The 13,112-nt window shown below is 46.6% G+C and carries 10 protein-coding genes and 1 riboswitch; of the genes, 9 read left to right on the top strand and 1 reads right to left on the bottom strand.

Annotated elements, in window-relative coordinates:
• Positions 1 to 124 precede the first annotated feature (124 nt).
• The 4 genes from imuA (at position 125) to ACHUFW_RS07455 (ending at position 6,237) form a co-directional block, all read left to right on the top strand.
• Positions 125 to 898 (top strand): translesion DNA synthesis-associated protein ImuA, encoded by a 774-nt coding sequence (gene imuA / locus ACHUFW_RS07470; RefSeq protein ID WP_394201886.1) that lies wholly within the window; start codon positions 125 to 127, stop codon positions 896 to 898.
• Positions 895 to 2,478 (top strand): Y-family DNA polymerase, encoded by a 1,584-nt coding sequence (locus ACHUFW_RS07465; RefSeq protein ID WP_394201885.1) that lies wholly within the window; start codon positions 895 to 897, stop codon positions 2,476 to 2,478. Before imuA ends, ACHUFW_RS07465 begins: the two co-directional genes overlap by 4 nt.
• Positions 2,479 to 5,640: an error-prone DNA polymerase gene (locus ACHUFW_RS07460; RefSeq protein ID WP_394201884.1), complete on the top strand. Its 3,162-nt coding sequence runs from the start codon at positions 2,479 to 2,481 to the stop codon at positions 5,638 to 5,640.
• Between the two features lie 63 nt (positions 5,641 to 5,703).
• A complete protein-coding gene (locus ACHUFW_RS07455; RefSeq protein WP_394202256.1) occupies positions 5,704 to 6,237 on the top strand; it encodes a DTW domain-containing protein in 534 nt (177 codons plus the stop codon).
• On the opposite strand, the gene trhA is transcribed toward ACHUFW_RS07455, so the two are convergent.
• On the bottom strand, positions 6,223 to 6,900 hold the full coding sequence (trhA, locus tag ACHUFW_RS07450) for a PAQR family membrane homeostasis protein TrhA (protein WP_394201883.1): 678 nt from the start codon (positions 6,898 to 6,900) through the stop codon (positions 6,223 to 6,225). The two genes, ACHUFW_RS07455 and trhA, sit on opposite strands and share 15 nt — an antisense overlap.
• Before the next feature lie 238 nt (positions 6,901 to 7,138).
• Between trhA and ACHUFW_RS07445 the strand changes: the two genes are divergently transcribed.
• The 5 genes from ACHUFW_RS07445 to thiS all read left to right on the top strand — a co-directional run bounded on the left by ACHUFW_RS07445 (position 7,139) and on the right by thiS (position 13,110).
• Positions 7,139 to 8,161 (top strand): hypothetical protein, encoded by a 1,023-nt coding sequence (locus ACHUFW_RS07445; RefSeq protein WP_394201882.1) that lies wholly within the window; start codon positions 7,139 to 7,141, stop codon positions 8,159 to 8,161.
• 147 nt (positions 8,162 to 8,308) lie between these two features.
• A riboswitch (TPP riboswitch) is annotated at positions 8,309 to 8,407 on the top strand.
• Between the two features lie 159 nt (positions 8,408 to 8,566).
• A complete protein-coding gene (gene thiC, locus ACHUFW_RS07440) occupies positions 8,567 to 10,507 on the top strand; it encodes a phosphomethylpyrimidine synthase ThiC (RefSeq protein WP_394201881.1) in 1,941 nt (646 codons plus the stop codon).
• 1 nt (position 10,508) lies between these two features.
• A complete protein-coding gene (gene thiE / locus ACHUFW_RS07435; protein ID WP_394201879.1) occupies positions 10,509 to 12,119 on the top strand; it encodes a thiamine phosphate synthase in 1,611 nt (536 codons plus the stop codon).
• Entirely contained in the window at positions 12,116 to 12,886 is a 771-nt protein-coding gene (locus tag ACHUFW_RS07430; protein WP_394201877.1) for a HesA/MoeB/ThiF family protein, read from the top strand. The genes thiE and ACHUFW_RS07430 overlap by 4 nt, the downstream gene beginning before the upstream one ends.
• Positions 12,883 to 13,110: a sulfur carrier protein ThiS gene (gene thiS, locus ACHUFW_RS07425; protein WP_394202254.1), complete on the top strand. Its 228-nt coding sequence runs from the start codon at positions 12,883 to 12,885 to the stop codon at positions 13,108 to 13,110. Before ACHUFW_RS07430 ends, thiS begins: the two co-directional genes overlap by 4 nt.
• Positions 13,111 to 13,112 lie beyond the last annotated feature (2 nt).

The raw sequence follows: 13,112 nt of genomic DNA, 5'->3' as shown, positions 1-13,112 counted from the left end.
AACGATTCTCATTAATGTTAACTTTTTATGCTAGTGATCGCCATGGGATCTTAAGATTATTGTGGTTGAGATCTGTAAATTCTCTATTATACTGTGTATCTGTACAGTATTTTGTGAGAGTGTCATGAAACCTGACTCTGTGGCTGCACTTGATGAGCAGCAATCCCTTGATGCATTAGACAGTTTATTGAACCGAGAAGACCTATGGCGTGGTCAGCAATGGCAGCAGCAACCCAATTGCTTTAGCAGTGGCTATGCTGAGTTAGATGCGGCATTGGCAGGTAAGGGCTGGCCAAGTTCTGGGGTGTGTGAACTATTAAGTGATCAGCTTGGTATTGGTGAGTTGACCTTGCTATTACCGTTAATGGCACAGCATATCCCGTTAAAGCATGCGACGGATAAACACCAAGCGGGAGTAGTGGCAATGGTGGCGCCGCCTTTTGTGCCTTACGCTGCAGGGTTAGCTCAATATAATGTGGATGTAGAGCGGATACTATGGATTGATTGTGAAGATCGTAAGTCGCAGCTATGGGCATTAGAGCAAGCTTTATCAAGCGGGGTTTGCCAGTTAGCCTTGATTTGGTTGACACAGCTGTCTGTGACCGAGTCTCGGCGTTTACAGCTTGCCTGTGAAAAAGGCCAAAGCTTATGTTTTTGTTATTTACCCACTCGCTTGAGTCAGCAATCGCACCCAGTACAGTTACGCATCCAACTCACACGCAATTATCATAGTACGATTAAACATGGGCAAACCGAGTTGTCTATTGTTAAACGACGTGGCGGTTGGCCAATATCAGCATTTGATTTGTGCTTATTACCTCGCTATCTAGCCAATACCCAGTGGCAACAACAAAGTTCTACACATGCGGATGTGATACAGGGACCGTGGTCGTCATGATCTGGCTTGCCGTTTATTTGCCCCAAGGTGCTTTGCAGTATCAACGTTTTTGTCATGGTATTGCGATAGAAATTCCTATGGCTTTTTATGATCCGCAACAGCTGACTATTTTAGCGGTCGACACTGTTGATGTCAGTGTTGACGCCAGTATTGAAGTGGGGCTTAGCGTTGCAACAGCGCAAGCCTTATGTGCAAATTTAGTGTTGATTGAATACCAGCCAAGTTTGAGTGAGCAGTATATCGATTGGCTGGCCAAATGGAGTTACAACTACAGTGCCCGCGTGGTGGTTCCTCATTGTGAGCTGCAATCTAAGCAGTCTGGTTTATTGAGGAAAGTGCCTGATGTGCTGCTATTAGAAGTGGGCTCAATGGCGCAAATTTTTTCGGGGGTAGCGAATTTATTGCGTCAATATGCCAAACAAGCCAGTGATTATGGTTTCCGTTGGCAGATGCAGCTGGCAGAGCATCCGCTGGTGGCGCAATTATTGGCTGTCTATCAACCGCAATTGACCTATCTGAGTGAATCAGGCTCATTGCAGGAGGGTGCTTACCAGCTTAGTGAGGCCAGTACCCATCAAGAAACCCTAGCTGAGCTGCCAATCAGTGCTTTACCCGTTGAAAATGCTGTCATGGTACGATGCCAGCAGATGGGAGTGACAAGTATCGGAAAACTATTGGCACTGCCCCATGGGGAGTTAGGGAAACGATTTGGCGAAGCCTTGTTAATGCGGCTTGGGCAGTTACAAGGGCGAATTGAGATGCCACAGTGTTTTTATGTGCCTGCCGAGACTTATCAGCAAAAACTCAGCTTAATGTATGATGTTGAACATATTGAAGGCATCTTGTTTCCCTTAAGTCGTATGTTGGCTCAGTTAAGTGATTACTTGGTACAACGGCAGTTAGCCATTTTGCAGTTGCAGCTAACTTTAGTGTATCGCAGCCATGAGTTTGCTCCTTTGTTATTAACGATTCATTACCCGTTTGCCGAGCATCGTAGCGATAATCTATTGGCTTTATGTCGGTTGCAGTTAGAGCGGCAGACCTTGTATTCACCGTTAGTGGCATTACAGCTGGATGTGGATGATTTTGTCAGCCAGCAAATTGATGAGTCTAGCTGGTGGCAAGAGCAGGGGATAACGACTGAAATTCGCCAGCTTTTTGCCACGCTAGAAGCCAGGTTAGGTGAAGGGTGCGTGAAAAGCTTACGCTTAGCCAATCATCATTTACCTGAATCTAGTTATCAATTAAAGCCTCTGACAGAGTGGGGGCAGACTCGGCATCAGCACACTTTAAGCGACTTAAGTCATAAGACTGCCGGGGTGTTTTACCACAGATTGGCAGCTGAAGGCGCTGCAATCAATGGCGCATTAGGTTTGTTCCGTCCTAGCTTTTTATTGCCGACGCCGCAAAAAGTCACCAGTAAAGAGATCACCCGTTTAAAGGGGCCTGAGCGCATTAGCCCTCCTTGGTGGCTAGCCCAAGCCGACCGTGATTATTATGTTGCAGCCCATTGTGATGGGGGCTTATGTTGGGTGTTTTACGATGGACAAGCCAATTACATACAAGGTTGGTTTAGCTAAATGTATGCTGAGCTTCATACCTTATCTAATTACAGCTTTTTACGTGGGGCTTCTCACCCCCACGAGCTGGTGGAACAAGCCGCAGCACTTGGGTATTCAGCCATTGCGCTGACTGATGAATGTTCCTTATCGGGGGTGGTAAAAGCCCATGATGCGGCGAAAAAGCATGGCATCAAGCTGATTGTTGGGGCTGAGTTTCAATTGCCTCAAGGGGTATTTGTACTACTTGCACCGAATCGTCGTGCCTATGGGCAGATCAGTCAATTGATCACACTGGCAAGACGGCGTGATGAAAAAGGCAGTTATCGGTTACGTTTTGCTGACATGCTAGCAGACCTTGATCAGGTACTGCTGCTTTGGCGTCCAGCCAGCCCTGAGCAACTGCAGATGACCCATGTTGTCGCTAACGATGACAACATAGAGACTGTCGCTGAAAGCGCTGCTGAGCTAGGTGTTAGCGGTGATCAAGCTCAGGTGTATTACCACACTCAGGTACAGCAGCTACTGCAGAAACTACAACAGCATTTTGCTGAGCGATTGTATGTATTAATGGAGCGCCAACTGCTTGCATCAGAAGCTTGGCGTATTGGCATGTGGCAGACGCTTGCTCAGCAACATGGTGTCGACTGTGTTGCCGCCGTTGGCGTGCGTATGCATGTGAAACAGCGACGAATGCTGTTGGATGTACTCACCTGTATTGCCCATGGTACCGAACTTGAAAAGGCGGGTGGTTTACTGAGTGCCAATCATGAGTCTTGTTTTAAAACTCTGGCAGAGCTGTCACGCCGTTACCCTCGGGCTTGGTTAGATAACACCTTAAAAATTGCGAGTTTGTGTCAGTTTTCATTGGACGAGCTTAAGTACGAATACCCGTCTGAGGTGATACCTGCGCAGATGAATGCCAGTGACTATTTAGCTCAAGAGGTAAAGCTAGGTGCTAAACGTAGGTTTCCTTTGGGTGTGCCTGACTCTGTATTGCAGCAGTATGAAAAGGAGCTATTGCTGATAAAACAGATGCAGTATGAGTACTTCTTTTTAACCATTTACGACATCGTGAAGTTTGCCAAACAGCAAAACATTTTACATCAAGGCCGTGGCTCTGCGGCTAACTCTGTGGTGTGCTACTGCTTAGGGATCACCGAAGTAGACCCGACAAAAGTGAATATGCTGTTTGAGCGCTTTATTTCTAAGGAGCGCAATGAGCCACCTGACATTGATGTGGACTTTGAACATGAACGCCGCGAAGAAGTTATTCAATACATCTATGCTAAATATGGCCGTGAACGTGCCGCATTAGCGGCAACCGTGATCAGCTATCGTTTTAAAAGTGCCATGAGCGATGTTGGCAAAGCGCTTGGGTTAGATCAGCAAAGTATCGATCGTATGACCAAACAGGTGGATCGCCGCGATGGTACTGAGTCTTGGCAACAGCAGTTACAGCAAAAGCAGCAAATACCTCAGCAAGGGCTAGGGCGGTTTTTATTACCGTTAGTTGAACAGATCCGTGGTTTTCCGCGGCACTTATCACAACATGTTGGTGGTTTTATTATCTCGGCGGGCCCTTTGGCCCAGTTAGTGCCAATTGAAAATGCCGCCATGCAAGATAGAACGGTTATTCAGTGGGATAAAGATGACTTAGAGTCGCTAGGCTTATTAAAAGTAGACGTTTTAGCTTTAGGGATGCTGACGGCGATTAGAAAGTGCTTTGAATTATTGAGTCATGATAAGCAGCCATACACTATGGCGCAGGTACAGTGGGAGCAAGCTGAGGTATATCAAATGCTGCAACGCGGTGACAGTATTGGTGTTTTTCAGGTTGAATCCAGGGCGCAAACTTCCATGCTACCTCGCCTTAAACCACGGAACTATTACGACTTGGTGGTGCAGATTGCCATTGTTCGTCCAGGCCCTATTCAGGGGGATATGGTGCATCCCTATTTGCGGCGACGAGATGGCATAGAACAGGTGTCTTACCCTAGTGCGGAAGTTGAGTCAGTATTATCTAGAACACTGGGCGTGCCTATTTTTCAAGAGCAGGTCATTGAGCTGGCTATGGTTGCTGCGGGTTTCAGCGGAGGTGAGGCCGACCAGCTTAGGCGGGCGATGGCGAGTTGGAAGCGCTCCGGTGAGCTAGAGCAGTTCGAGAAGAAGCTGCTTGCTGGTATGGCGACGCGAGGTTATAGCCAAGGGTTCGCTGAGCAAATATATCGTCAAATAAAGGGCTTTGGTGAGTATGGTTTTCCTGAGTCTCATTCAGCAAGTTTTGCGCTATTAGCCTATGTTTCTGCTTATTTGAAATATCATTATCCAGCGGCGTTTTGCTGTGCACTACTCAATAGCCAGCCCATGGGGTTTTATAGTCCGTCGCAGCTTATACAGGACGTAAAGCGCCATGGCGTTAGTGTCTTGCCTGTGTGTGTTAACCATAGCTTGTGGCAACATCAATTAGTTGACGTTGATGGGAAAAAGGCAATTCGTTTAGGTTTTCGCTTGGTAAAAGGTTGTCAGCAAGATGCAATGCAGCAGCTGATAAGGGCGCGGCCTGTAGCAGGGTTTGACTCGGTGGATCAAATATATCAACTAGGCATTCATCGCCATGAGTTAGAACTGCTTGCCAGTGCCGATGCTTTTAAAGCGCTCAGTGGTAATCGCTATAAAGCTCGCTGGCAGCTTTCGGCTTATCAACCGAGCTTACCTTTGTTTGATGGTATTGAATTACCTGAAGAGGTTGTCTCGTTAGCTGAGCCTTCGGTGGTGGAGAATTTGCAATGTGACTATCGTTATACCGGCTTAACCTTAGGTGTGCATCCTATGGCGCTGTTACGGCCAACACTCGCAAACTGTGTCAGTGCCCAAGAGGTTGAATGTTGTCGTCATGGTCAGGTTGTTAGTGTGGCAGGTCTCGTTGTTGGTCGGCAAAGGCCGGGGACCGCATCGGGTGTGACGTTTGTGACACTGGAGGATGAAACCGGCAATATCAACGTGATTGTATGGAGCGCGACAGCAAAAGCACAACGACAAGCGTATTTATTGTCAAAAATTTTGAAGGTAACTGGTGTGTTTGAAACTCATTCGGGAGTATGCCATATCATCGCAGGAAGGCTAGAGGATATCTCTCATATGCTGGAGGATGTTAATTTACGCTCGCGTGATTTTCATTAATCCGTATACTATGGCGTGAAAATAGTAGATTTGGTGTGAAAATATTAGAACTGGTGTGAGAGTATTAGGTCGATGCATTTACAGATAACATTGTTAACCCATGAACGTGAAGTTGATAGACCGACAAATACCGGCTGCATCGCACTTGCGCAGCTACCTCATATTTGCCGCCGCATCGTATGGTCACGGGTCGAGCCAGATGATAGTTTGCTGTCTCTTGCGGCTCAATCAAACACTTGGTTACTGTTTCCTGCTTCAGAGCGGCAGCCAGATCCTGAACTGCACTATTCACAGCCTAGTTTTTTTGCACAACATGCATCGGTCAATATCATTATTTTGGATGCGACTTGGCAAGAAGCGAATAAGATGTTTCGTCAAAGTCCCTATTTAAAGCAACTAAAACGCTTAAGCTTTAGTGATATTGCGCCTTCTAATTATGTGCTAAGACGTAACCAGGTGGCAGGGGGCTTGTGTACACTCGAGTGTGTTGCGCAATTGATGGCCGATGCGGGATGTCAGCAAGATGCACAACAGCTGCACCAAGCGCTAACTGAGATGCCCACGTCACGCCAGCCAAAGGGATTAGATCACCGTTAAGTAGATACACAAAAAGTGACTGATGGCGCCACCTAGCACAAATAGGTGCCATATGGCGTGGTTGAAAGGTATGCGTTTTGCTACGTAAAACACCACACCGAGACTGTATAACACCCCGCCTGCTAAAAGCAGGTTAAATCCAAGCTCACTCATAGATTGGATCAGCTCCTCCATCACAGTGACACACAGCCATCCCATGATTAAATAGAGCGCTAAACTGAGCTTTTTAAAGCGATGGATAAACAGTGCCTTGAAAATAATTCCGCCTATGGCTAACCCCCAAATTGCGACCAATATTAACGTTGCTTGTGTGTCTGCAAGCTCAATCATCATCATTGGGGTGTAGGTACCAGCAATTAACAGGTAGATAGCGCAGTGGTCTGCCAGTTTCCAGCGTTGTCGCCAAATAGGTGTGGTAGCACTGTGGTAAAGTGTTGAACATAAAAACAGCAATATGAAGCTACCGCCATACAAGCTTACGCCAACGAGTTGGCCCCAAGTCATGTAGGGTAGCCCCTTACTGAGCATCAATACTAAGCCGATAATGCCAAAGACTACGCCGATCCCATGACTAATGCTATTGGCGAGCTCCTCCTTTGCACTGTATGGCAACAGGGCAATATTTGGGTTAACGCTCGTCATGGCTTGGTGATTCTTTGACATTAAGTAAATACTCTAATTCAGGCTTGATTTTGCAGTGTAACAGCTCGCGGGATGGAATACATCAATTAAGTGAACACTTGTACGCTGAAAATGGTAGCCATAAAATTTGAACTAATCTGCTTAAGTTATTTCTAAAGCGCTGTGGACGAGGTTTTGAAAACGTTAGCTTACGCATAATGGATGCAACATGATGGCCGGGCATTGAGCGCCCCTAAGCCAGCCACATAGGGAGATAAGGTTGAAGCGAGGCGAGCAGCAACAGGGTTTTTACGTATCACGGCAAGTTGAGCCACCAGCGAGCATCAATTTTGATAAAACGATGCCCAGCTATGATGCGCATGAATTAGTGCAAGATCATCAATTTGATGCCGGTACGCGCGCTGTGAGTCCCGTGAACCATGTTTCTTCTAACACATCAAAGTTCGCGCTGAGCATGATACCGATTGCGTTAGCTGCCCATATTATCTTGTTATTGGCATTGCACCATTTGTGGCGAAATGCTGATTATCAGATTGAGATAACCGCTCCCCAAGCGCCAAAGATACAAGCCTATACGGTAACGGCGGCGCAATTGGCACAGTGGCAGGCTGATACTCAAACTCCCTTACTGCCAGAAACAGAAACAGAAACAGAAACAGAAACAGAAAACCAAGAGGTTTCACCCAACGTTGAGGATGAACCTGAGGCAACGGTCATTGTTGATGATGCTCAGCTTGACCAAGACGAAGCTGCTCCTTTAGTGAATAAGCAAACCGTTGTATCTAATCCACCGCAGCTTAATTATCGTAAGCCTAACACTCCCCAATATTTTGAGCGGCAAATTGATAAGCGGTTTACCCAAAAGGCGATAGATCCGAATAATCATAATGTCAGCAGCTTTACTCAAAGCTACATGCAGAAACAGCATCAACAAGCGATGGATGCGCTAGTTGCGGATAGTGCGGCAAGTTACACCAGTAAAAAATCGATGAGTGCCTTAACCGCAGACATGCTGGTATTGGAGCTGCCAACTATCGATTTTTATGACACTGCATTAACCTTAGACAATGAGTTAGATCCTAACCGTGTGGTTAAAATCGGTGATACCTGTTATCGAATCGCCAAAGTGCCAACGCCGCTAAATCCTCACGCTGAGAATATTGGCTTCCCGTTTAACTGTACTGGCGATAAAGTAAAAAAGGCCATTCAGGCCGCAGTCGCTAAAAGACTCCAAAAGATGCATCATCACGCCGTGAAAAACTCATCTTTTGTAAATGAATAATTTTCAATTAAAACTTATGTATCATTCTTTTATCTTCCTTGGTTTTTATTAGTCTTTGTTATATAGGCATTTTTATACCTCAATTATTTTGATGGTAAAGTTAACCTAAGGGCTTGTGAGTCTAATCCGTTTAGGTCTATACTGCTTGGCATCTTGTCGGAGTGCCATTTGGCTGAGACCGTTAATTCGGGATCCGTTGAACCTGATCAGGTTAGACCCTGCGAAGGAAACAAGCATGATAATCCTTACTATAAATTGATTGATATCGTTAAGCGTCATCAGTGTATTTTAGCGTTAGGGTTATTGGCAAAATAACGCGTAAGCAAGCTTTAGCGTTTTTTGCAGCTCATCAACTCTCATTTCTCCTGACAAGCAACTTCATTCTAAATTTAAGTGAGATTGCTAATGTCAAACCGCCGTGAAACCCGAGCTCAAGCTCAACAATTTATTGATAACCTAAAACCATTGCAGCACCCAAATTCTGAAAAAGTGTATCTGCAGGGGTCCCGTGCCGATCTGCAAGTTGGCATGCGCCAAATTTTTCAATCGGATACCTTAGTGGGTGGGACCGAACAAGAGCCGGTTTTTGAAGCTAATCCACCCTTAAAGGTCTATGACTGTGCTGGACCATACTCAGATCCAAAAGCCAATATAAATGTCAGACTCGGTCTGCCTAAAATGCGTCAAAACTGGATTGAGGAGCGTGGCGATGTTGAGAAATTAACCGGGGCGAGTTCTGGATTTACCCAGCAACGTTTAGCGGATGATGGGTTAGACCACCTGCGTTTTGAAGCTTTGATGCCACCAATTCGTGCCAAACAAGGTAAAAAGGTTACCCAGTTGCACTATGCAAGGCAGGGGATCATCACGCCTGAAATGGAATACATCGCCATTCGGGAAAACATGGCTCGCGACCAAATTACCGATGAAGTCCTTACCCAAAAAGATGCCGGTGAAAGCTTTGGCGCGGCGATTTCTACGCCGATCACACCTGAATTTGTTCGCCAAGAAGTGGCCAGAGGCCGCGCAATTATCCCGCTGAATATCAACCATCCAGAAGCAGAGCCGATGATTATTGGCCGAAACTTCTTGGTGAAAGTGAATGCCAATATTGGTAACTCGGCGGTGACCTCATCGATTGAAGAGGAAGTAGAAAAGTTAGTTTGGTCTACTCGTTGGGGGGCAGATACGGTTATGGATCTGTCAACCGGACGCTATATTCACGAAACCCGTGAGTGGATTATTCGTAACTCGCCGGTGCCAATTGGTACCGTGCCTATCTATCAAGCGTTAGAGAAAGTCAACGGCGTAGCAGAAGATCTGACTTGGGAAGTGTTTAAAGACACACTGATTGAACAAGCAGAGCAGGGCGTGGACTACTTTACGATTCATGCCGGTGTGTTATTACGCTATGTGCCTATGACGGCTAAACGCTTGACGGGCATTGTTTCTCGCGGCGGCTCTATTATGGCTAAGTGGTGTTTGTCTCATCACCAAGAGAACTTCCTGTATACCCATTTTGATGAGATTTGTGAGATTTGCGCCGCCTACGATGTATCGCTGTCGCTTGGTGATGGTATGCGTCCAGGTTCGATTGCTGATGCCAACGATGAAGCGCAATTTGCAGAGTTAGAAACGTTAGGTGAACTGGTTAAAATTGCCTGGAACCATGATGTACAGACCATCATTGAAGGCCCTGGCCATATTCCGATGAACCTCATTAAAGAGAATATGGAAAAGCAGTTAGATCACTGTGATGAAGCACCTTTTTACACCTTAGGCCCGCAAACGACTGATATTGCGCCAGGCTATGATCATTTCACCTCAGGTATTGGTGCTGCAATGATTGCTTGGTATGGCTGTGCCATGTTGTGCTATGTCACTCCAAAAGAGCATCTTGGCTTGCCTAACAAAGAAGATGTTAAACAGGGATTGATAGCTTATAAAATTGCAGCCCATGCCGGCGATGTGGCGAAAGGCCACCCAAGTGCGCAAATTCGAGACAACGCCCTATCTAAGGCACGTTTTGAGTTTCGCTGGGAAGATCAATATAACCTCGGCTTAGATCCCGAAACGGCGCGCAACTACCACGATGAGTCATTGCCTCAAGAGTCGGCTAAAGTCGCACATTTTTGCTCGATGTGTGGCCCTAAGTTCTGCTCAATGAAAATTACCCAAGAGGTACGTGAGTACGCTGCAACCCAGAAGGTCAGTGTGCAATCAGACAGCCAATACAAGGCAGCCAGTGACGCCGACATAGGTATGGCACAAATGTCGGCACAGTTTAAAGCACAAGGCGGGGAGCTATATCACGAAGCCAAGCTTGAAGCAGCTGAGGAGTCCTAAAGTGGCGATAGAGACCGCTAAGGTTGGTGTTGCTAAGCCCATTGTTTGGACCATTGCTGGTTCAGACAGTGGTGGCGGCGCGGGAATCCAAGCTGATTTAGCTGCTATTAACGCGCTTGAAGCCCATGGCTGCTCAGTCATCACGTCATTAACGGCGCAAAACTCGGTGTCGGTTGATTTAGTGCAGTCTGTTTCAGAGGAAATGCTGCTGGCCCAGTTGGATACTTTGTTAAGTGATTTACCGCCAAAAGCAATAAAAATTGGATTGTTGAGTGATCAACAGCAGCTACAACATGTGGCCAATTGGCTTGCGGTTGATCTCAAGGATTACCAAAAACGTCACGATGTTGAGGTGGCGGTGATTGTTGATCCTGTGATGGTGGCCACCAGTGGTGATAAGCTGAATTTGTCGAGTCAGTTAGACTTTAGCCCCTTTAAAGGTTTAGCGACGTTAATTACGCCTAACTACCATGAGTTGGTTCAGCTCACACAACCTCTTGAAGATATGGGGTCGGTAATTGAAGCGGGCTATCAACTGGCTGAAACCTTACAAACCAATGTGTTAATCAAAGGCGGCGACAATAGCCCATTGTGGCATACCGATTATGCGCAGGACTTGTTTATTTGCCGCTCTGCTAAGCGCACATCACCACTGCACCAGCAACGGACCTTTTTACTAAAAGGCCCGAGGGTGGGGACTGGCTTATATCGTCAACAAGGCTGTCATGGTAGTGGTTGTACGCTATCGTCTGCTGTCGCCGCAGTCATGGCCCATGGTTTTGTGTTGCATGATGCTGTGGTGGTTGCCAAGGCGTTTATTACTCAAGGCATAGAGTGTGCCGTACCGTTAGGCCAAGGTCATGCGCCAGTTGAAAAAACCAAATGGCCGAATTCTCTGCGCTATTTCCCGAAGATCGATGTAGTGGATGACGGGCCATGGTATGACAGCCAAGTGAGTGAGTTTGCTGCGTGTGTCTCAAGCCTTGCTGATAAACCTTATCTTGGGGTTTATCCTGTGGTGGACAATGTCGATATGATAGCCAGTCTACTGCATGCCGGAGCACGCACCATTCAACTAAGGATCAAGCAAGAAAGCGACTTGGAAAATGACCCGCTATTAGCGGATAAAATTGCTGCAGCTATCGAACTTGGTAAGCAATTTAATGCCAGAGTTTTTATTAATGATCATTGGCAACAGGCCATAGCGCATCAAGCTTATGGGATTCATTTAGGTCAAGAAGATCTCTACCAAGCTGATTTAAGTGCGATTGCCGCCTCAGGTGCGCGACTCGGTTTGTCGAGTCATGGCTATTTCGAAGCCTTGATCGCTTTGCAAGTTAATCCCAGTTATTTGGCGTTAGGTCATATCTTCCCTACAACCACTAAGGCGATGCCTTCAACGCCGCAGGGGATTGATCATCTGCAACGTTATGTTCAACTGTTTGCCGGCCAGTTACCGCTGGTTGCAATCGGTGGCATTGATTTATCCAACCTTAACCAAGTAAAACACACCAAGGTGGATGATATTGCGGTGGCAAGAGCGGTAACTGAAGCTGATGATCCTGCTGGTGCGTATCAAGCATTAGCGGCTGCCTGGCAGGAGGTGTCATGATTAGCGACCAAGACTTCATCCGCTATTCACGGCAAATCATGCTGCCAGAGTTTGGTGAGCCGGGCCAGTTAAAATTGGCTGAGGCCAAGGTAGCCATAGTAGGGGTTGGTGGACTTGGGCACCATGTTGCCCACAGTCTTGCTGCTGCTGGTGTTGGTTCGATTCATCTGTTTGATGGTGACAATGTTGAGAGCAGCAATCTACCCAGACAGTTGTTATTCAATCAGGCGGATATCGGCAGCAATAAAGCCGCTGTAGCCGCCAAACGTCTAGCTAGATTGTACCCAAGCTGCCAGCTTAAGGCGTATGAGCAGTTTGTCGGCGAAACGGCTACTGAGGGATTCGACAGTGACATCGATTTAATGATTGATTGCTGTGACAACTTTGAGACCCGCCATTGGGTGAATCAAGTCAGTGTTGATAAGCGCTTGGCGTTGCTGTCGGGCTCTGTCAGTCATTTCAGTGGTCAGCTATGCCTATTCACCCCAAGGCACTTTGCCCAATCTGGGTGTTATCACTGCTTATTCCCTCAAACTATGCAGGTTAGCAATACTTGTAGTACAGCAGGGGTGTTGGGTCCTATGGTGAATCTTGTCGCCGCGGCACAATCATTAATGGCAATAAAGTATTTAGCGAACATCGAGCAGCCCATCGGTGTGTTACACCGTATCGATGGTCTATCTATGCGTTGGCAGCAAGCTAAATTACATGCCGATCCGCTTTGTCCAATTTGCAGCTTTTCACGCCAGGAGGCGTTGTGCATATGAATAATCAGCAAACAGAATCTTTGTTAACTTTGCTCGTTAATGATATTCGCCATCAGGTACCCAGTGGTACCTCATTGAGCCAGTTACTGACAATCCTTGATGTTGAAAGTAACAGTGTGGCGTTAGTGTGTAATGGCCAAGTTGTGCCTAAGAATCTTTGGCAATCAACATGTTGTGAAGATAACGCTCAAATTGAGTTGTTTGGCGCAGTGGCAGGAGGTTAAAC

This window comes from Shewanella waksmanii (assembly GCF_043643685.1).
Classification (GTDB): Bacteria; Pseudomonadota; Gammaproteobacteria; order Enterobacterales; family Shewanellaceae; genus Shewanella; species Shewanella waksmanii_A.
Note: the sequence above shows the minus strand (reverse complement) of the source record. Positions and strands in the feature narration are given on the sequence as shown.